The sequence below is a fragment of the Anabaena sp. 54 genome (assembly GCF_017355725.1).
GTDB lineage: Bacteria > Cyanobacteriota > Cyanobacteriia > Cyanobacteriales > Nostocaceae > Dolichospermum > Dolichospermum heterosporum.
This window is the reverse complement of the sequence record NZ_JAAVWA010000045.1, coordinates 1-21,195: the sequence shown is the minus strand read 5'-3', so window position 1 is coordinate 21,195 and position 21,195 is coordinate 1. Positions and strand designations below refer to the sequence as shown.

Below are 21,195 nucleotides of genomic sequence, written 5' to 3'. Positions count from 1 at the left end.
TAGATAATTAAGGGTATAAATTCTAGTCTCACGCAAAGGCGCAAAGACGCAAAGGTAAGAGTTTTTGAAGGTTCAATTTGGGAATTTCATACCTCAATTCAGCAAAACCCTATTTTGGTAATCTCTCTAAGTTCTCCCTCGTAATATTCCCCCAATATTCATCTTTATATTCAAAATATATATTTAAGGCTTTTTGTAAATTTGTTCTAGCTTCTGTATAATTTTCCTGTGCTTCTGCTAGAGTGCCTAAAGCGTGGTAGGTACTAGCTTGAGAATATCTATCCTTAAATTCGATTTTGATAGCTAAAGCTTGTTGATAAAATTCCCGTGCTTGGGCATATTCTCGTAAATTTTGGGCTACTCTTCCCAACTGGTGGTAGGTACTAGCTTGAGAATATCTATCTCTATATTCAATTTTGATAGCTAAAGCTTGTTGATAATAGTTCTGTGCTTGGGCATATTCTCGTAAATTTTGGGCTACTCTTCCCAACTCGTGGTAGGTACTAGCTTGAGAATATCTATCCCCATATTCGATAAAAATAGCTAAAGCTTGTTGATAATATTCCTGTGCTTGTTCATATTCGCGTAAATCTTGGGCTACCATTCCCAAATGGTGGTAAGTTCCAGCTTGATAATATTTATCCCCATATTCGATAAGGATAGCTAAAGCTTGTTGATAAAAAATTCGTGCTTGTTCATATTCTCGCATTTCTTGGGCTACATATCCCAAATTGGTGTAGGTGGTAGCTTGAGAATATCTATTCCCATATTCAATTTTGATATCTAAAGCTTGTTGATAAAAAGTTCGTGCTTGTTCATATTCTCGCAATTCTAGGGCTACTCTTCCCAACTGATGGTAAATTCTAGCTTCGTTATCATGATCATCTAATTCTTGATAAATTGTTAAACAGAGTTGATAATATTCTCTAGCTTCTGAAAACTGCCGCAAATCAAAATAACAAGTACCTAAATTAAATAAAGCATAAACTTCACCATTCCGGTTTTTTAGTTCTTTGGCAATATTTACACCTTGTTGATAATAATTAATTGCTTTTTCAAACTTTCTTTCCTCAGCAAAGGCATCCCCAATTTTATTTAAAACCTGACGTTTAAAATTAACATCTGCTAATTTGTCAGCAATTTGTAAAGCTTCAGCTAAATATTCCCTCGCTGTTTTTGCTTGATGTTGACTAATATAAGCTGTTCCCAACTCCAATAAAATATTACTATACCTGCGTAAATTACCATCATTAGTTTGCTCACAGGTAGGCTTATATTCCATCAATAAACTTTGTAAAATTTCAATCCTTTCTTGCTTTTCTTGTGGTTCTACTCTATCAATTTCTATATTAGATTCTAAAGTTTGAGCAATCGCATTTTCTCTAGTTTTTTCTAAAGTTTTAAATCTAAATACACCAGAACGCCAAGCCCAAAAATCAGGAGCAAATTTAGCTAAACGGTTAATAGCGTAATCTGGTAAAATAAATAATATAGGATAAGGGACAGTTTTTTTATAAGCATCCCTGACAAAATTCAAATCTTGTAAAAATGGTGGATATTCACCAAACACACCAATAGATTTTTCTAAACCTTGAATAATTAATACTAACTTTTTATTTACTTCTCTTTCGATTTTTGGCAATTCTTTGATAATTTCATCACGCAAAAAGCGCAAATTAGGATCAGCAAATTTGAGAATTACAAATTGAATTTCTTCACATTGGGGATTTGTTGTTAATGCCTCAATTAATAAATCTCCATCAGGAGGAAAATTAATCTCAATAAATCCTAAAGTAAACTTTTCAGAAAAGTCAATAAACGTCAATAATTCCGCCAAAATACCTTCATTTAGGGCGATAAATTGCCCCAATTCGGCGTTAAAATCATGTTGTAATTTCTGCCAGTGCTTTTTGGAAGAATTCATTTTGCATTACCACTGGGTTAGGATAATTCCATCTGTTATCGCCATTGTATTCCAATACTGAGGTATTAAACAGCATTAACTGTCCAATATCATCTTTACTTACATCTTTATTCAGATAAACTTGTGCTAACAATGGATAATGGTCATTGGGAATAAGCCTTTCAAAACTAAATTGTTGTTCTTTTATAGCATAAATTACATCTTCTGCTAAAATTTTAGGATGATTCTTAGTCCTTGCTGTTAGACAAGCTGACCTCATCATTTGCATTAGTTGACGCACATTACCACCACTAGCTTTAGCTAATTCTAGCAATTCTGCACGGGAATCAAACACAGCATCAACATTTACTCGTTTTTCAATTGAACTTGCTATGGTATCCAATCCAATTTGATTATAGTTTAAATCACGCACATTCCGATCAAATTGGTATATATTCACCATTGGCACAATGTGAGGATTACCATCAAACAAAGATAGGGGATTTTTCGGCGAACACAAAACAGAAATAGGAACTGTATAAATAATTGTACAATGAAGTTCTTGTAATTGGGCTGCATATTCAAAAAATAAATGATCTGCAACTTTAGGACTAATTCGATCTAAGTTATCAAAAATAATCAATAATCCCTTATAATCTGGATATTTTTTTTGCAATTTAACATAAGCGTCACGTAGCAATAGGTTGATATCTGCCTTGAGGCGAGAAATATCTTTTTCTAAAGTTTGGCGAATTGTCGTCTTTTGTTTATCAGAACCTTTGATTTGCGCCAATAACTTCACCATTAATTTAGCAATAAATGGCGCACCACCTTCTAAACTGGCTTCCGATTCTACACTGACAGATTTTTCTACACTTTCTTCATTTTCTTCAGTAATTTCTTTGAACCATGCTTCAAAACTACTTAATAATCTTTGATCAAACTTTAAACCTAATTTTCTTAAAGCAAACTCAACTTGTTTGATCACAATTAAATATAAATCTGTATAATTAGCGTCATTAATATCTGTTTCTTCATTTACTTCCAAATAAATTACGTGATAACTTTCTTTCCAGATTTTTTGAATACGTTTTAATTCGGTACTTTTCCCAGAACCACGATGACCAGTAAATAAAATAGTGCTGAAATTGTCTGCTTCCTGAAGGTCTAAAATTGTACTTATGCGGTCAACTGCTAAGGTTTTACGCACTGCTGATAAATCAACATAATATTGTTCTATTCGTTCACCGTCTAATGGTTCTAAAGTGCAAGCAAGATAAGCAGATTTAAGAGTATTGGCACGTTGAAAGTTAGGTTGATTCATAGTACAAAGTTATATATTTAGGAATCTCAAGGACTCAAGTTTAATTTTAGTTGATTATTTGATATTTTCGTTATCCTGGCTAATTTGAAAATAGAAATAAGCTGGCGATTAGAAAGATGCCTCCGGCACGCTCCGCGAACACGGCTATACAAACAAAGTCCGCCTACGCGGACTAGGGAAATTTGAAACCCACGCAGGCGGTCACTGAGCCTGCCGAAGTGTGGGTTTTGCCTGTGTAGCCGTGACTTCCAGTCGCCTGGATTCTTCATATTTACTTTGATTTCGCTTCCAGATTTTCCAAACGGCTTTTCAATTCCTGATTTTGCTGTTTGATTTGATCAAGTTCCTCACGTAACTGCTTCAGAGTTTTGTCTGTGCCGATATTCTTTTGCACTTTACCAACTTCCTCTTCAGCATAGCGACGGACTCGCCCATCTGCCGTTTGATTGGCTAAAGATTGCAAAATGCCAATGGCTTTTGGGGTTTCCATTTGTCCCAAGGCTGTTAAAACGGCTACTTGGGTTAAAAAGAAAGTCTCTCTGGCAATTTCCGCTAACCGATCTAAAATCCTTTCTATATTAGCCGGAGTTTGACCAGTGGATATTTTGCCCACTGCGCGAATTGCGGACAGGCGTAATGGTTGCGGTATCCCAGCTTTCGTGTATTCCAGGAGTAAATTTAAAGCCGTTTCTGAAGATTTGAACTCAGCCAAACCAGCTACAGCCCCACTACGGACAACTTCATTCCAACCTGCCCTTTCTTCTAACACAGATTTGAGTAACTTGATTACCTTGTCTTCATGGGGTTTATCTTCTAAATGCGCTGCTGCGATCGCCGCAATAGTTCGACAAGCCGCAGCTTCTACATAGTAGCTGGCATCGCCATCTTGGACAAAACTTTTCACAGCCTTGTAGCTGTTATGAGTTTTAATTTGTGACAAAGAACTAATTACCGCCCGCCGCACAAAGGGACTAGGATCATTTAAGCCAACGACTAAACCATCAAAAGCTTGATCTAACTGAATTTCTGCCAGTTCTTTGGCAACTTCGACCCGTACACCCCAAAAAGGATCATTTTTCAAAGCTGAGGATAGGGCAAGAGTCGCTTCTAATCCGCCTTTTTTCGCTAAAGCTTCTGCTGCATAAATGCGGGAAATAGGATGAGGATCAAATTCTAATTGGGCTTTTAATTCGGAAATTGGGTATTCTAATTTGACAGTTTTTAAGTAATTATTGCCGACATCAAAGCTAATAAAATCAGGCTTTTGTGTTAGTGGAAAGTAAAAACTTTGTTCTTTTTCATGGACTCGAACTGTAAAAGTTGTGAGTTGGGGATTTTCTTTATATCCAAAACCAATGGGAATCCTAAGATTAAATAAATCCTTACTATCGGCTTTAGCTTGGGTTTGGGTGACAGTCACCTTCGCCAAATTTGCGTCACCATCCCAGGCATAAGCTACTTTAAAGTCAGGATGACCACCACGATAGACATATTGATCAAACAGGAAAGCTAAATTGCGTCCTGTGGCTTTTTCAATCGCTCTTAATAAGTCTATCGTTTCTACAGTTTTGTGGGCGTTATCTTGAACAAAAGTTTGCACAGCTTGCCAAAATAACTCATCGCCCAATTCTGCGCGAATCATGTGATAAACACAAGATCCTTTTTCATAAATGTGGCGATCGTAAAGTTCGATCGCTTCCCGATAAACATGAGTTACCATTGGTCTACGGTAGCGACTACTATCTTCACTGAAATAACTCCGCGCTTCCGACAACCGATAATATGCAGCTTCTTGGTCGCCATATTCCCGTTGAGTCCACATTACCTCCGAATAGGAAGCCATCCCTTCCTTAATCCAAGCATGAGACCAATGTTTAATCACCACCAAATCCCCGAACCATTGGTGGGCGAGTTCATGGACAACCAAACTTTCGGTATTGCGATTATCTAATATTGCCCGTTCATCTAGTAAACAACGGTCAGTGAGGAGAGTGGTGGAAGTGTTTTCCATACCTCCAAAAATAAAATCATCTACACAAACTTGGGCATATTTGGGGAAAGCGTAGGGATAACCATACTTTTCGCTCAAAAATTCGATCATTTGGGGAGTTTTGCCCATGCTGCGTTTAGCATCTGCTTCTCGTCCCTTTTCGACATAATAGGTAACAGCTTTACCATGCCACTCGTCCCGAATTTCGGCAAAATCGCCTACTGCCAGCGTCATCAAATAGGTAGGATGAATTTGTTGTTGAGACCAATGGTAGGTTGTGTATTTTGCCTCTTCTACGGTGTCAATGAGTTCACCATTGGAGATAGCAACTAAGGGTTGAGGAATGCGGACGCGAATTTCTGATGTTGATAACTGTCCAGGGTAATCGAAACAAGGAAACCAATAGCGAGAATCTTCGTCTTCTCCTTGTGTCCAGACTTGGGTGGGTTTGTGGGGGTAGTGTTTGTCTGGTTGGATAAAGTAAATACCCCGTTGGGGTTTTTCGGCTGCGTAGGCGATCGCAATTAACAAACGATGACCAATTTCTGTAGGCTGTGATAGGTAAATACAAAGCTGTTCTCCATCATATTCAAACTTTTGTGTAACTTCGTTTACCTGTACTGACTCAATTTTCAAATTGACAGCATCCAAAGTCAACCTATCAATCCCATTCCGCACTGGCAATAGGCGAATACTACAACTTCCGTAGCAACTTTGGTTCGGGATATCCAAATTCAGATCCAGAAAAATATGTTCTACCTGTCCAGGTCGGTCAGGGTTATAGTGTGGTTTTGCCCCCGGTAATTCAAAACGCTTGTGTCCGGTTTTTTCAGTATCAAAATAAAACTGCAACATTTATTATTTCTAGCCTTCTAATCCTAAAACATCTAATGGGATGTAAGTCATACAAATACAGAAGTGTAGCGTAGTATGACATTTTTTGCCTGTTTGATTCTGGTAACGTCGGCACTACCTGAATCTACAGATTGACAAAGCTGATTTAGCTACTGTTGTCACACTTAAGAATTTAAGTATGTAACTCTTCTCTGCCTCTGTTCCAGAGGGTATTCATCCGTGATCCATAATTATTGATTACAAATACTACTAATTTTCCATATAGTTTTAGAATAACTGGGAGGTGACAAATTGACTATTGTTTTCAAAGGAATAAAATATCGTTTGCGGATTCAGTCTTGACCATAGTGGAGTATTATTTAAACCCAATTACAAATTTTTGCTGATCATAGATTTCCGATTATATCAGTAAATACCGTGAAAATAGCGGAAATTAGCGATAAAAAAGAATTCAAACATGAGAATTCATGAGCATTAAGTTTTTTCAGCACTTAATTGTAAACTGTATCTAGGAGTCGAGTATGCCCAACCTTTTTATACTCAATGTGCAATATCCACTGATATCAACGAAACTGACAAAATCCTCAAAATATAGTTCTTTTAATGAATTTTTGCCTAGATAAATTTCCCCAACCACCAATGAGCATTTCATTGAATCTGTTATATCATTTACACCAATAAGGAGTATTTACCAGTGTCTGCAAAAAAACCATCGTTCTTAATCCCTGTAATTGGTACTGCTGTAATTATAGCAGGGGGCATAGCAGCTTATATGTACCTCAAGGGTGGTACGAATAGTTCTAGCCCTTTAGGTAGTGCTAAATTAGTACCTGCAACTGCATTAATGGCAACTTATATTGACACTAATCCTGAATCTTGGAATAAGTTGCAGCAGTTTGGTACACCGGAAGCGCGGAAGTTACTAGGTAAAGAGTTCCAGAACTTCAATCAACAAATGTTGAATGATAGTAAGATATCCTACGAAGCAGATATTAAACCTTGGGTTGGTGGAATGATGATTGCGGTACTACCACCAGATGCAAAGAAAGTATCTCAGGACAACTTTCGCGCATCCGAAGCACCAAATTATTTGTTGGTGGTCGGGATTAAAGATAAAATAGCTGCTTTGAAATTTGCAAATAAGTTGAAAGACAAAAAAAACGTCAAAATTCAGGAATCTGACTACAAAGGTCAAAAAATTATCGAATCTACAGGTCAAGGTCAACCGACTTATGTAACGGTTGTGAATAATGACTATTTGCTTTTAACATCCAATAAACAAGCTGTAGAAAAAGCGATTGATACCTATAAAGGCGAACCTTCTTTTGTCACTAAAGAAGGTGCAAATGATATTCTGAGCAAAGGTGTGGATGTTAAGAATGGTTTGGCGCAAATTTATGTCCCTGATTATGCCAATATGATTCAACAATTAACGGCATTTAATCCTCAATCTAAACAATTACCCCCACAAACTCTCGCACAAATTAAGCAAGTGAAATCATTAACAGCAGGGGTGGGAATAGATGATGACGGCTTGCGATTAAAAGCAATTGTGAATTTAGATCCCCAACTAAATAAATTCCAATATCAAGCTACTCCCGCCAAGATTGTGGGACAATTTCCTGGTGAAACTTTGGCTTTAACTAGTGGACAAGGTATTAGTAAAAGCTGGGAAACTTTTGTGGAACAATCCAAAGATTATCCCGAATTAAATCAAGGAATTCAACAAGCGCGGACTCAACTAAAAGCTCTGCAAATTGATTTAGATAAAGATATTTTTGGCTGGATGAATGGCGAGTTTGGTTTAGGTGCAATTCAATCTAATCAAGGTTTATTAGCTAATGTAGGTTTTGGCGGTGCGTTAGTATTGGATACGAGCGATCGCAAAACTGCCGAAGCTACCTTCACCAAACTCGATAATTTAGCCAAACAGCAATCTCTCAATGTCGCTCAAAGAAACATTGGTGGTAAAAATGTCACAGAATGGCAAATCCCCCAACAAGGCGCTCTCGTGGCACATGGTTGGCTCAATGATAATACAGCATTTGTGGCTATTGGTGGACCCGTTGCGGAAACACTAGCAAATCGCAAAGGTGCAGCACTTGATCAAAGTGATACCTTTAAAACTGTTACAGGTTCTTTACAAAAACCCAACGGTGGTTATTTCTATTTAGATATGGACAAAACCAAAACCATAATTCAGCGTGTATCCGCTCAAAGTCAACCTTTACCTGCGGACGCTACCGCTATTCTTGATTCTATTCGTGGTGTTGGTGTGACTGTTAATAGTCCTAGTAAATCCATGACTCAAATGGAGATGTTGTTATCTCTTAAATCTGGTAAGGGGAAGTAATATCCTTTATGATTTTTTTTCACGCAGAGGCGCAGAGGCGCAGAGAGTAGTTTGTAGGGTGCGTCAGACCCGATAATTTGGTAAAAAACAGATATCTTCTATCTGACGCACCTTATTCAGTGGGGTGGTTTACGCTTTTCCTGACTCTATAGAATAGGATTTCTAGAATAATTGACCGCAGGATAATTCCAACAATACCTGCGGAATCTGGGATTTAGGGGATTTAGACATAATTCTCACAAATACATATAATATATGTATGCAAGTTGAATGGAATCCCGAAAAAGCTAAAAGCAATTTACAAAAACACGGAATCAGTTTTTCTGATGCTGAGGCCGTGTTGTTTGATCCCTATGCACTTTCTGTTGAAGATCAATCAGCACAAGGTGAACAGCGATTTATTATTATGGGGATGGATCACCTTTGGCGGTTGCTAGTAGTAGTCTATACCTATCGAGGTGATAACATTCGCTTAATTTCTGCCCGTCCTGCTACTCCTAAGGAGAGACGTGAATATGAAACCGGAATATGATTTTGATCAGGCTAAACGGGGTGCGATCATTCCACAACAAGGTAAAACTCGTATTACCATCTATATTGATGATGATATTTTGGAAGCGTTTAGACAAAAAGGAGACGCTGAAGGGAAAGGTTATCAAACAATGATGAATCAAGCGTTACGAGAATATCTTGATCAAGCCAAATCCCCCTTAGATGAAGATACACTACGCCGAGTTTTTCAAGAAGAACTGCGGGCTGTAACTTTTGTTAGTTCACTTTGATTACTCCTCTATGGTATAAGTAGGTTGGCGTTGAAAATTGTCGTTATGGCAAGGCAAAAGGCAAGAGGCAAGAGGCAAGAGTGAAGAGGGTTTAGGCGATTTTACATTTCTTTACACAGTTTGGTTTTATTGTGTTCACCTACTTAATTGACCAGTTAAAAAAAATAATTAAACTCATAACTTCCGAGTTTGTAGGGTGCGTCAGACCCGATAATTTGGTAAAAAACAGATATCTTCTATCTGACGCACCTTATTCAGCAACGCCAAGATTTCTAGAATAATTGAACGCAGATAAACGCAGATAAACGCAGATAGGAACGGATGAAGATGAATTAATGGATTTGATGATTATATATAATAGACTTCTCCGGTAAAGATTGTAGAGACGTTCCATGGAACGTCTCTACAAGGGGTTCAAACGACGCACATTTAATTTTCGGAGATGTCTATTGTATTGCCTTTTCCCAATTACCAATTACCAATTACCAATTACCCATTACCAGCCTCAACAGATATGATAAGTGTTCAACCGGACATGATATCACTCCATGACGGCTAATACGGATTTTGGTAAGAGTTTTTCTTTAAACCAAATAATTCTGGCGGGTACGTTATCTAGTTTGATTCCGGCTTTTTCTAGGTTCAATCTTTCGGAAATTGCTAAAATTAAGTTATCACAATTAGCCTTTCTAACTTGAGCAAATTTCTTTTGTAAATATTCTGGTCGCCAATAACCAACAATTTCTAATATAAACACTCTTCCGTCTGGATGAACTAGCCGAAAATCGGGAATCATTACACTACCAGGAATGGGAATTAAATCTACTTCTCGTTCTAATATCCAACCACTTTTTAAAGCATCCCATTTACTGGCAAATGATTCCTCTAACATACTATCATAGGGTTTGCCGGGGGGATAGTGGGAAACTAAGCCACATTCTGAATTGAGGGTGAAACGTCCGGTTTTCCATTCGTTTGTGTAAAAATCACGGGTTTTTAAGGTCGCTGATAAACTCCATTTGGTAACATGAAGTAAGGCGGGAATTAGTTTGGCTATGGCTAAACCGTAGCGGGTGCTGGGAGTAAATAAACTTGTCGGTCCATCTACACTAATTGTGAAACCATGATCAGCATCACCTTCAATATAAGCCATTAATTGAAATAGCTTTAAATAACGAAATAAGAGTTTATATTCTCCGGGAACATTGCGATGAGCATTTAATACTAATTGACTAGCTTTATAGAAAATTCCCTGGACTTGAGATAAATTATAACGATGTAAAACTTCTTCTGGTTTAGGAGTATCAAAAGCAGTTAATATTTTATTTTCCGATAAATCAGCATAAAGTCCATTTTTGATTTGAGCAGGTAAAACTTCTTGGTTGAGTTCTTGACTTAAATCATCAGCAATTTTATTTAAAATTATATCAGTTGATTCTCGACTAGCAACGGATTTTGCTGCTAATGCAAATACTTTTGCTCTTAACATGGGTGGTTCGAGGGGACTAACTATTTCAAAGGTGCAAAAACCACTTTTGAGAATATAAGCTAAACCCCGTTTCATCCGGTAATCTGTGGTATCTCCTTCAAAGTCTGCTAATTGACGTTCTAGTAATCCTTGAGTTTTCCCGACTGCTTCCTGAAAGAACTTAATTAATTCAGTCGCTAAACTTAAATGTTTTTGATCAAGTTTCAGTCTTTTTGGGATAATTTCTTCGCCGTTTTGGCGGTGTATCAGTAGGTCTGTTGGTAACATCTTTCTTTTCTGGGGAATAATTAATTTCTAATTGTTCTGCTGCTTTTAAATCCCTTTTATTTCCAGTTCCATAAATAACTTGTAAATTTGCTTTTTGCGGCTTTTCTTCCTGATTGTTATTTTCCCCCCTCCGTCTGGCGGAAGTTCCTTCTTCGCTGGTGTCTTCGGCGATGACTTCATAGAGAATTGCTTGTTTATTTGCTAAATTTCCTTTTCGTAATATTCTCCCTAAACGTTGAATGTATTCCCTGGTTGAACCTGTTCCTGATAAAATAATCGCAATGCTGGCTGCGGGGACATCTACACCTTCATTTAAAACATTAGAAGCAACTAAGGTATTATATTCACCTTCCTTAAATTTAGTTAAAATTTCATGTCTTTCTTTGACTGGAGTTTGATGAGTAATTGCGGGAATTAATAAGTCTTGAGAAATTTGGTAAACTGTAGCATTATCAGCGGTAAAAATTAAAATTCTTTCGGGATAATGGGTAGCTAATAGGTCTACAAGTACCCGGATTTTTCCATCTGTTCCCAATGCGATTTCTTTGGCTTGACGATGTGATAACATTGCTCTGCGTCCAGCTTGAGAACGCGCACTCATTTGCACAAACATCTGCCAACCTTGTAAACTTCCTAAAGATATTTTTGATTGCTTTAAAAAATCATTGCGAGTTTGAATTAACTGATTATATTTTTCTCGTTCTAATTGGGATAATTTAACCTTAATTTGCACAATTTCATGAGCAGCTAAAGCTTTTCCTGCTAAATCTTCAGCGCATTTGCGATAAACTTCTTTACCAATGAGGATATCTAAATCAGCGTGTTTACCATCTGTGCGTTCTGGGGTTGCGGACAGTCCTAACCGATAGGGTGCGATCGCATATTCGGCAATGACTCTGTTAAAGTCTGTAGGTAAATGGTGACATTCATCAAAAATTATTAACGCATATTTATTACCCAAACTTTCTGCATGAATAGCCGCACTATCATAGGTAGCAACTAAAATCGCGGTTCTATCCCGTGAACCACCCCCCAATAAACCCACTTCTGCATCAGGAAAAGCCGCTACTAAATGAGCATACCACTGGTGCATTAAATCCAACGTGGGGACGACAATTAATGTCGTGCGTGGTGTGGCTTGCATCGCCATTTGCGCTAAATAAGTCTTTCCCGCCGCCGTAGGTAACACAACTACTCCCTGTCGTCCTAACCGTTTCCAAGCCGCTAATGCCTCATTTTGGTGGGGATAGGGTGTCATTTCTAAACTAGCAACCAAATCCAAGGGGTAAAAAGCCTTGGCTTCATCAATAAAATCTGTGGCTTCAGCTTGGAGTGCTTCCACTAAGGAACGGTATCTAATTGCGGGAATTCGGAATTTTTCTACCCTATCATCCCAGGTTGCATAGTCTATCCATGTTTTACTTCGTGGTGGTGGGTGTAAAATTAATGTACCACGATCAAAAGTTAATGTCGGGTGACGAGCCATTTATTTTTTCTTAGTCCGGTGACACTGATTTAACTACTCATAACGCAAAATGAGCATGATGACTAATATCAATGTCGGTTCTTCGGTACTTGTTATACTAATTAGCCGAAATTCATAGTATAGAAAAAATTAAGACCATCGGTGATGCTTATATAGTGGTTATCGCCCTTGATGCAATACAATCTAGGGCGCAGACCCTGCGCCCCTACAGGCTTTACAATTAGCTGACTGTATCTCGCTCAAGTGCATACTGCTCGCTATATGGCTGTCGCTAGTTTATCTAATTATCGCAGTGATCATGCTCTAGCGATCGCCAATATGGCATTGGATATGCAAAAATCTGTACTTAAGTTTAATCAAAAAAACCCAATTCCCAATCTCCCAACCTGCAACAGCTACAATGAGAATTGTTGTGATGTTCTCTATTAGCTAAAGTGTCAGACCCTTTACCATTGCGCGAGCATTATCTCGCTTTAATTAACGATATTATCGAAACCACTCTCAAGGGTAAAATTAGCTCTGTAGAGCAGGTTTATCAAATGTTGCTCAAAGGTATCACTTCCGGGACTGGGGAGGTGTTTGAATTAGTTTTGAGCGATCGCCTGAATACGATCCAATCTCAGGTAGACTCGGAAACCGATGAACTGAAAAAAGCCAAAGCCACCCGCAGCTTACGCGCGGCTAAAACCATCCAAACACAATGGCAACGGTGGCAAGAACAAAATAAAGCCACTGAAGCGATATCTCTATCTGTGCGGGAAATTACCACAGCCACCGCAGATGAGCGATTAACAGCTTTATTGCGAGCTACTGATCCTAATCAGAAGTATCCCTTAAATTTGTCTCAACTTCAACAGTTAGCCAAATCTTTACAACAATTTGCCGGTGCTAATCAAGATTTTCAGCAAATTGCTGACGGGATTAATCGTGGTATCGCTTCTTGGCAAAGAATCCAAGCAAATTTACTGAATTGGATGTATGAACGCAAAAATTCATTAGGATTTGGAGGTGTACCTGGAGAAAATAGTCCTTGGGCAAGTTGGGCTAAAGTAGTTAATAGTGAAGTTCCCCAAGCATTTTTTCAGATTCTAGCCAAAGAACAATCGGCTTTGGAATTTGCTCAACAACAACAGCAAATTAGTTTGAGTAATTGGGTAGAATTAACAATAGTTTTACAGTTTTTACAAAGGGGTTTAATTAATTGGTTTGATTCCTACGGAGCGCTTCGCTATCAACAAGCTTATGATATTCAAGCAGGTCCTAAATTATCTATTTCCACATTTTTAACCTTTGCCGTAATTTGGAGTCAATTAGCCAGCGGTTTTCAAAATCAAGCAGCAATATATAGCAATGGTGCATCCCAAATCATGCTGCAAATTTTGCGAACCTTTGCCCAACGTCCTTATTTCCCTCTCTACGGTGGGATTTTTGCCTCATTTTCTGGTAGTTATTTACGGGATGCTTTAGATTATTTAGATGCCCCCTTGCGTTCAGCCGAAGGTACTCAAGAAAAAGCTCGGATTTTGACATTATTGGGGTATTCCCAGCGCGGTTTAGGCAGATATGATCGCTCTCTTGATTTTCATCAACAAGCCGTAGAAATAGCTAGAACTGCCGGAGATAAAACCTGTGAAATCGCCAATCTCAATCACCTAAGTCGGACTTATGTACAACAAGAAAATTATGGTGAAGCCATTAATTATAGTCAACGGGCATTAATTTTTAGTAGACAAACTGGAGACAAAACTGGAGAAGCTAATGCTTTGGTAAATCTAGGTTATAGCGAAGTTATGCAAGCCAAGCAAACAGAAATTAGTGAACCGGAAGTTTATGAATCTGCTATTAACTATCTAGAACAAGGTTTAAAATTAGCAGAAAAATTAAACGATTTACAAAGTCAAGCTTTATGTTTTAGTAGTCTAGGAATTGCTTATTTAGTTACTGCACAATATCCACCGGCAATTAAATATTTAGAAAATGCCTTTAAAATTGCCCAAATTTCTGGCGATTTGTATTTACAAGGCAGAAATTTAGCATATTTAGCTGAAGCTAATTATCTTATGGCTAATTATGAAAAAGCAGTTTACTCTGGTAGTTTAGGAATGTATCTTCTAGAGCAAATTGCCTCTGATGAATGGCGAAAACCTGCTGCTTTATTGACAATTATTAGAGGGCAAATTACCACAGACAAATTTCAATTATTACTGCAACAAAATCGCCCGAATATGATTGCTATTATTGGCGTTGATGGATATGATTACATTCCTAGTTTATTAGTGAAATATCAAGAGGATATTTAATTTGATGTTAATAAAATTGTAGATTGGGTTAAGCGAAAGTGCAACCCAACAAAAAAAATTAATCAATGAACTTTCGTTTCTCGATAGGCTTGGCAAAAACAATCAGTCCTAAAAATTCCTTAAAGGTTTCCCAGCAGGATTTTTTTAAGGGTTTATTGCTTCTGTCAACCATTCTTGTTGTTCATGGCGATGATAAATCCATCTATTTTGTGGTTCACCCCGCAATTGTAAATGATCTACTTTTACTGGTTCAAGTAATAATAAACAAAAATTTTCTAATGGTTGAATATTGTCTGGTACTGGTGGTGCAAAAGCTTCTGGTGTTTGTACTCTCATGTCGCCCGGAATAGGCCAAGCAAATTGTAACCTAGCTGCATCACTTAATTCTTGCCACATTTTAATTCTCGCAGATTGTAAATGGGGGTGAGAATCAGCACTTATTAATATTAATTCTCCAGTAATCCGAAATTGTTCTCTGGTGTTGGGAAAATACCAGCAAATTTCCGCTGCGGATTGTTTTGATATTTGTTCAGCTTTTGCACTACGAATATCGGTAATAAATTTTAGCTGGTTGGTATTGTCTAGAAAGCCTCGAAAGACGACGGTACGATTAGCAGGAAAACCATTTTCTCGCACTGTTGCCAGTTGTACGTAACGGGCATAAACAAGGCTGCGGTTTTGATGCAGGGCGCGGGTAATAAGACTTCGCCAAGGTGCTAGTGACATTTTAAATATAGTTATAATTTACACGTTACAAGACATAGCGGAAAAAAAACTGCCAAATTGCCAATTAATCATACTTTAACTATGAGATATTAAATCGGTAGATAGCGCAAAGTAGTCAATCCGTAACGTCAAGTTGGCAGTTCTTTGCGTCTTTGCGCCTTTGCGTGAGACTAACCCCAATTTAAGGAGAAAAAATGAATAGTGCTGAAAAATCAGCCTTGATTTCCGAACTTGTCCAACTTGGCATTAAGCATACTCCTGAGAAAATAGTCAAGATTGCTAAACAAGCAGATGGTAAAATCGTATTTTTAGAACAGGGAAATTCTGACGCAGGACTCCAACATATTCTAGAAAAACATTCCTTAGAGTTCGCAGATCAGGGAATCCAGCAAAATCAGATACCAGATATAATTATTAAAGCACTAACTAAGGGTAAAGCGGTTGGATATCAAGGTAAAAAACAAACTCGCATTATTTATGAAGTTAACTTTAATGGCAAAACTCACTATATCGCTCTCACTGTCAGCGATAATGGGTATATAGTGGGGGCTAACCCCAGAACTTACCCATAACTTGGTAAATTGACTATGGCAGAAAAAATCAAACTCATGGCTGATTATGAATGCTACCCACTCTGGTGGGCTAGTTCTGGTAAAGCTGGAGATATTGATCCAGAAACGATGCCATTAAGTGAAGAAACTGTTAGTCGGTTAGAAAAATGGGCAGATATCTATGATGCAAAGTTGAATTGGGAAGATCCTAATTCATCAGGTTTTCACACTTTAGAGGCTAAAGCAGCTTTTGAACAAGAAGGGATTAGTTTGTGGAAACAACTGCAAAAAGAACTTGCACCTAATTATGAAGTTATCTATTTCAGTGAGCAATTACGTCAAGTTGTAACTAATACAAATGAATTGGCATCTTTACTTGCTATCTCTGCTTGATGGATAGTCAACGCAAAAATTACACAAACAGCACTATTACATAGATAGCCTATTCTACGAAAACTGACAGATAAAACTTTGAGATTCTATTACCCTGATAATGCACTGTCGGGGTTTTATACTTAACCTAAAAACAAAAATATAGTTATAATTGACACAGACTAAGCTATAGCGCAAAGTGGTAAATTTTTCAATCTTTAATCCTCAATCTACTTGGCGTATAGTCATAGTTTGTCCATAAGCAATCATACTTCATCATGGTTCGAGAACTTGAACGTCAACGTCAGGGTGCAACTTTTCCAGAATCTGCTCCAGCAGCCAATCCAGTGTTTTTTAGAACCTACAGCCGTCGGACAGATGCAGGTTTGAGAGAAACATGGGATCAGGTGTGCGATCGCACTTTACGCGGTTTAGTAGAACTGGGAAAACTCACCCGTGAAGAAGCTGCCATTTTAGACAAGATGCAGCGGAACATGAAATCCCTCCCCAGTGGGCGCTGGATGTGGGTTGGTGGCACAGATTGGTTAACCAAAGCCAAAAACTTTTCCGGTGCTTATAACTGCACCTCTACTAACCTTGTAGACTGGAGTGCTTTTGGGTTGATGATGGATCTAGCCATGATGGGCTGTGGTACGGGTGCTATCATCGAACCAAAATATATTAATCAACTTCCCCCTATCCGTAATCGCCTCAATATCACCATTAAAGGTGAAATTGGCAGCACACCCCCAGCACAGCGGCGTGAATTTACACAAACCCATATAGAAGCTAACACCGCTACTATCCACGTCGGAGATAGTCGAGAAGGTTGGGTAAAATCCTATCAAACCCTGTTAGAACTTTCTACGGATGAACGCTTTACAGATGACGTTCAGGTAATTGTTGATATTAGCGATGTGCGCCAATCTGGGGAAACCCTCAAAGGTTTTGGCGGCATGGCTAACCCTGTGAAGTTGCCCGGATTGTATCAGCGTTGCGCCTCTATTCTCAATAAGGCAATAGGCAGGCAATTAAATTCAGTTGAATGCTGCTTATTAATTGATGAAGCTGCTGTCACTATTGTTGCTGGAAATATTAGAAGAAGTGCGGGGATTCGTCAGTTTGTTTCTGAAGATGAACAAGGCGCAAATGCTAAAGATAACTTATGGCAACAAGACGCAGAAGGCAACTGGCGGATAGATCCAGAGCGTGATTCTTTGCGAATGGCGAACCATAGCCGAGTCTTTCACCACAAACCAACCTTAGAAGAATCTATTGCAGCAGTTCAAAAGCAGTATTATAGTGGTGAAGGAGCAATTCAATGGGCTGGTGAAGCAGTTGCTAGAGCTAATGCTGATTTATTAAATACACCAGAAATCAAAAAAGACTTTTTGCAAGCTTACGACCAAGGAAAAGCCAGAGAATGGATACAAGAATACTATCCTGAAGTTGGTACTGATGAAGTAGAACATCGTTTGGGTAGATATGGATTAAACCCGTGTGGTATTTTATAATACTTGCCTCACGTATAAAAATCAGGCAAAATCGGTGAAAGCTGAGAACAAAGTCGTCTTTTATATAAATTTGTAAGTTTTCTCCAAACTTATATGACAAGATTACTTGCTAATACCGAGGTAACTGGATACCACCAGCACCGTAGAGCGTAGGGGATGAGCGACAAGGAAGCGATAACTCCCCCAAGAGTGCCTGACGCTACAAGGCGAAAATGTACGCCGAGCTTGATTGAATTAAGTTGTCACAAGTTGTAACAACCTCGAAAATCAAGAACTAGAGGATAAAAAGCCTCTAGGGTAACAAAACTGGAGATTATTGGTGCTGACTTCCACTGCAATCTTTCGGAGGTACACTTAAACCAACTCGACCCCGACAACTATAAAGAACAAGAAGAGGCATTTACCGCTGGTGCGCTTTCCGTCGTCGCCCTGTTAAATCACCAATTCCTTGAACCCCGCTATCAATATAGCCGGGAACTTGATCCCATTGTCGGTGTATCCTTCACCGGATTATTTGATTTCTTTGTTCATGCTTTTGGGACAGATTGGTTACGGTGGTGGGAAGCAGGAAGACCCGAAACTCCTGAAGGACTGATTTTTAAACGTGGTGAACAAAAATATCTCAACTTCTGGAAAGATGTCGTTCATAAAGTAGTGTGGGAATATTGCGATCGCCATCAAATCAAACGCCCCAACCGTTGTACCACTGTTCAGCCAGCCGGCACCAAATCCCTCTTAACAGGTGCTTCTCCTGGTTGGCATCCCCCCAAAGCTCAAAGATTCATCCGGCGCATTACCTTCCGTAAAAATGACCCCGTAGCCCTAGCTTGTATAGACTATGGTTACAACGTCATCCCGTCCCAATCTGACAAAGACGAAAACGGCAACTTACTCAACGATCCTTTTGATCCTCGGTGTACAGAATGGTTAGTCGAAATCCCCGTCGCTGTATCTTGGGCTGATTTACCCGGCGCTGATGTCATTGATGTATCTCAGTTTTCCGTCTTAGCGCAATTAGATTTTGTGATGCAAGTCCAAAGTCATTACGTCACCCATAACACCTCAGCCACGCTAGAACTCCGTTCTGAAGAAGTTGAATTATTGGGAACACGCATCTATGAAGCCATTCAAAATGATGAAGGATATATTTCCGCCGCATTATTAGCCCGATTTGACGACTTGCAATCCTTCCCCCGTCTCCCCTTTGAACCCATAGACAAAGCCACCTATGAAAGCCTATCTAAAGAAGTCAAAGCCCGACGGAAAACAGATGATTTCTGTGGGGCGCTAAGTCGTTACGATTTGGGAGAATTATCAGAAGCAGGCCCTAGCGGTTGTGACTCAGATAAATGTATGTTCCCAGAACAGCCACCCACATCATAAAATCCTTTTTCAAAGCCCCCCTCATAGCTTCTTATTAGCACATCTGTTAGATCATAGCCCCCTCCTCGCTTGCGGGGAGGGGGTTGGGGGTGGGGTTTTTCTAGATTTTAGATTCAATCACATGAGTCGAGCTAATCCATTCCCCTTTGTCGCTATAGCTGCGAATTAAACGTTGACGTTCATTCTCTCTAACTAACCAACCAGCTTCCACAAAAAAAGGTTTTCTCAGTTGTAGTTGTAACGGCACATTACTAGAAGTTCCATCAGGTAATAACAAAATCTGTCGAGGAATTCCTTCCATCTCAGAAATGATTTTATTGCCTTCTATTCTGGCTTTTGCAGTAATAATTTGAGATTGGAAAGATAACTTTTGTTCTAAATATCCATCACCGATTTCTTTAATTTCTAAATAAGTAGTATAAGTTGCCGATGGTCTCAAGTCTGAATAAACTGTATGAGCTTTACCTTGCCAATTACCAATTAACTGTTCTACAGTCAGTTGCGGACGTTCATAAGCATCTGTAAAACTGCGAAATTCCCGAATCAGAGTTAAATTAATAAAGTTACCTTGTTGATCATACAATTGTACCAAACGCGATCGCCGGTCATCATCAATAAAACCGTATTCTGCCCCGAACTCAGAAAAAGGAGCTAGTTGCAATGTTCCTTTAGAAAAAGCTCCCGTAGCAAAAAAGATATTCTGCCTTCCTAAAGAACGATATTCCTGTTGATAATCCTGAATAGGAGGACTATCATAATCATAAGAATCAAAACGACGTAATCTAAAAATTACAGCTTGATTATTATCATCAGCTTCCAAATTTAAAATACTAGCAGTAGAATCTAATATCTCACCATTGGGAGAGATTTTAGTAAATGAACCACGCCATTCTCCTAAATTTTTGAGAAAGTTTTCCCAGTTGCTTGTCATAATTTAATTCTTAATTTATATAAGTAGGTGAACACAATAAAACCAAACTGTGTAAAGAAACGTAAAATTGCTGAAAACCTCTTTACTCTTGCCTCTTGTCTGTAACGACAATTTTCAACGCCAACCTACTTAGTTTAACCATAGGAGTTACACAAGTGTCACACTAAAAATCTGTTGTAGGGTGTGCCAGTTGCCTGAGTCCTGAGCCAATGATAAATATCATACAGCCAAATATTATCCAATCAGTTGTTAGTTGCTTCTTAGCCGCCATCTGTTAAGATTAATCAAGAATTAATAATTTTTAAAACCAATACTTGGAGAGTCTAATGTTTATTACTGAATTGTCGCCCCTATTTCAAGAACTAGCCCAACATCCAGTTTCATTTTTAGGTGGGTTCGTTTCTGGTGTCCTCCGACTCAACCTCACCGAAGATCCCGTCAAAAGTTGGTTAAATAAAAAAGGTTGTGGAAATAGCTCTAGCAACCTGAGTACAGAAGTACAAAACGGCAAAGCCAATGGACCGCAACAAATCACAATTGACTAAATCACTCAAGTTATTAGTTATCTAAAGTTTAGGCTGTAAATAGGTAATAGGGAATGGGTAATTACTCGCTATTCCCTATTACCTATTCCCTATTACACTGCGGCGTAAGTGAATGAACTATTTTTAAGCCTTGTAATCAATAGACATCTCCAGAAATTAAAGATGTGTTACCTGAAACCTTTGTAGAGACGTTCTATGGGTAGGGATTCTCGGCTCTACCATCTTTTTTGGAGATGTCTATTAATCTGCAACAGGCTATACTAAGTACAGATATTATAAAGAAATAATTAAGAGTCCTATTATCTATCGCGGTGATCATTCTAAAGTTAGAGCTAAGGATCACAATGGAGTCAGTAACCCAGCCCTAAAGGGACTGGGCTTGCAAGAGTAATCAAGCAAGCCGTACTGACCAGACCACCCTGAG

Annotated in this window: 15 protein-coding genes and 2 pseudogenes; 10 read left to right on the top strand and 7 right to left on the bottom strand. The window is 38.6% G+C overall.

The features are described 5' to 3' along the window. Positions 1 to 109: 109 nt before the first annotated feature. The 3 genes from HEQ36_RS24200 to HEQ36_RS24190 form a co-directional block, all read right to left on the bottom strand. Positions 110 to 1,924, bottom strand: coding sequence for a tetratricopeptide repeat protein (locus HEQ36_RS24200; RefSeq protein WP_168636449.1), 1,815 nt, complete (start codon positions 1,922 to 1,924; stop codon positions 110 to 112). Further along, on the bottom strand, positions 1,884 to 3,227 hold the full coding sequence (locus tag HEQ36_RS24195) for a P-loop NTPase fold protein (protein WP_168636450.1): 1,344 nt from the start codon (positions 3,225 to 3,227) through the stop codon (positions 1,884 to 1,886). The genes HEQ36_RS24200 and HEQ36_RS24195 overlap by 41 nt, the downstream gene beginning before the upstream one ends. Positions 3,228 to 3,498: 271 nt before the next feature. Beyond that, positions 3,499 to 6,072: a M1 family metallopeptidase gene (locus HEQ36_RS24190; RefSeq protein WP_168636451.1), complete on the bottom strand. Its 2,574-nt coding sequence runs from the start codon at positions 6,070 to 6,072 to the stop codon at positions 3,499 to 3,501. A gap of 694 nt (positions 6,073 to 6,766) precedes the next feature. On the opposite strand from HEQ36_RS24190, the gene HEQ36_RS24185 reads away from it, so the two are divergent. From HEQ36_RS24185 to HEQ36_RS24175, 3 genes are all read left to right on the top strand, one after another. Continuing rightward, positions 6,767 to 8,425, top strand: coding sequence for a DUF3352 domain-containing protein (locus HEQ36_RS24185; RefSeq protein WP_168636452.1), 1,659 nt, complete (start codon positions 6,767 to 6,769; stop codon positions 8,423 to 8,425). A 259-nt stretch (positions 8,426 to 8,684) separates the two neighbouring features. Further along, a complete protein-coding gene (locus tag HEQ36_RS24180; protein WP_053539596.1) occupies positions 8,685 to 8,957 on the top strand; it encodes a BrnT family toxin in 273 nt (90 codons plus the stop codon). After that, a complete protein-coding gene (locus HEQ36_RS24175) occupies positions 8,941 to 9,207 on the top strand; it encodes a BrnA antitoxin family protein (protein WP_053539597.1) in 267 nt (88 codons plus the stop codon). Before HEQ36_RS24180 ends, HEQ36_RS24175 begins: the two co-directional genes overlap by 17 nt. A 541-nt stretch (positions 9,208 to 9,748) precedes the next feature. Here HEQ36_RS24175 and HEQ36_RS24170 read toward each other — a convergent pair. Continuing rightward, complete coding sequence (locus HEQ36_RS24170) at positions 9,749 to 10,963, bottom strand: DUF790 family protein (RefSeq protein ID WP_168636453.1); 1,215 nt, start codon at positions 10,961 to 10,963, stop codon at positions 9,749 to 9,751. Continuing rightward, complete coding sequence (locus tag HEQ36_RS24165) at positions 10,893 to 12,449, bottom strand: DEAD/DEAH box helicase family protein (RefSeq protein ID WP_168636454.1); 1,557 nt, start codon at positions 12,447 to 12,449, stop codon at positions 10,893 to 10,895. The genes HEQ36_RS24170 and HEQ36_RS24165 overlap by 71 nt, the downstream gene beginning before the upstream one ends. A 243-nt stretch (positions 12,450 to 12,692) precedes the next feature. On the opposite strand from HEQ36_RS24165, the gene HEQ36_RS24160 reads away from it, so the two are divergent. Further along, the gene (locus HEQ36_RS24160; RefSeq protein ID WP_081424233.1) at positions 12,693 to 12,878 is read left to right on the top strand and encodes a hypothetical protein; all 186 of its coding nucleotides are present in this window, start codon (positions 12,693 to 12,695) and stop codon (positions 12,876 to 12,878) included. Between the two features lie 5 nt (positions 12,879 to 12,883). Beyond that, positions 12,884 to 14,749 (top strand): tetratricopeptide repeat protein, encoded by a 1,866-nt coding sequence (locus tag HEQ36_RS24155; RefSeq protein WP_168636455.1) that lies wholly within the window; start codon positions 12,884 to 12,886, stop codon positions 14,747 to 14,749. Between the two features lie 144 nt (positions 14,750 to 14,893). On the opposite strand, the gene HEQ36_RS24150 is transcribed toward HEQ36_RS24155, so the two are convergent. Further along, complete coding sequence (locus HEQ36_RS24150) at positions 14,894 to 15,475, bottom strand: Npun_F5749 family FMN-dependent PPOX-type flavoprotein (protein ID WP_168636456.1); 582 nt, start codon at positions 15,473 to 15,475, stop codon at positions 14,894 to 14,896. Between the two features lie 194 nt (positions 15,476 to 15,669). Here HEQ36_RS24150 and HEQ36_RS24145 point away from each other — a divergent pair, with 194 nt between their 5' ends. From HEQ36_RS24145 to nrdJ (HEQ36_RS24130), 4 genes and pseudogenes are all read left to right on the top strand, one after another. Next, complete coding sequence (locus HEQ36_RS24145; protein WP_168636457.1) at positions 15,670 to 16,047, top strand: hypothetical protein; 378 nt, start codon at positions 15,670 to 15,672, stop codon at positions 16,045 to 16,047. Between the two features lie 15 nt (positions 16,048 to 16,062). After that, positions 16,063 to 16,419, top strand: a complete 357-nt coding sequence (locus HEQ36_RS24140) for a hypothetical protein (protein WP_168636458.1) — start codon at positions 16,063 to 16,065, stop codon at positions 16,417 to 16,419. Between the two features lie 257 nt (positions 16,420 to 16,676). Beyond that, positions 16,677 to 17,903 (top strand): annotated as a pseudogene (gene nrdJ / locus HEQ36_RS24135) (ribonucleoside-triphosphate reductase, adenosylcobalamin-dependent); the annotation flags it as partial. Positions 17,904 to 18,221: 318 nt separating this feature from the next. Continuing rightward, a pseudogene (gene nrdJ / locus HEQ36_RS24130) lies at positions 18,222 to 19,295 on the top strand (ribonucleoside-triphosphate reductase, adenosylcobalamin-dependent); the annotation flags it as partial. A 100-nt stretch (positions 19,296 to 19,395) separates the two neighbouring features. Here the strand turns inward: nrdJ (HEQ36_RS24130) and HEQ36_RS24125 are convergent. Beyond that, complete coding sequence (locus HEQ36_RS24125; RefSeq protein WP_053539604.1) at positions 19,396 to 20,226, bottom strand: DUF3598 family protein; 831 nt, start codon at positions 20,224 to 20,226, stop codon at positions 19,396 to 19,398. A gap of 326 nt (positions 20,227 to 20,552) precedes the next feature. Here HEQ36_RS24125 and HEQ36_RS24120 point away from each other — a divergent pair, with 326 nt between their 5' ends. Then, positions 20,553 to 20,771, top strand: coding sequence for a hypothetical protein (locus tag HEQ36_RS24120; protein ID WP_039205117.1), 219 nt, complete (start codon positions 20,553 to 20,555; stop codon positions 20,769 to 20,771). The last annotated feature ends 424 nt before the right edge of the window (positions 20,772 to 21,195 follow it).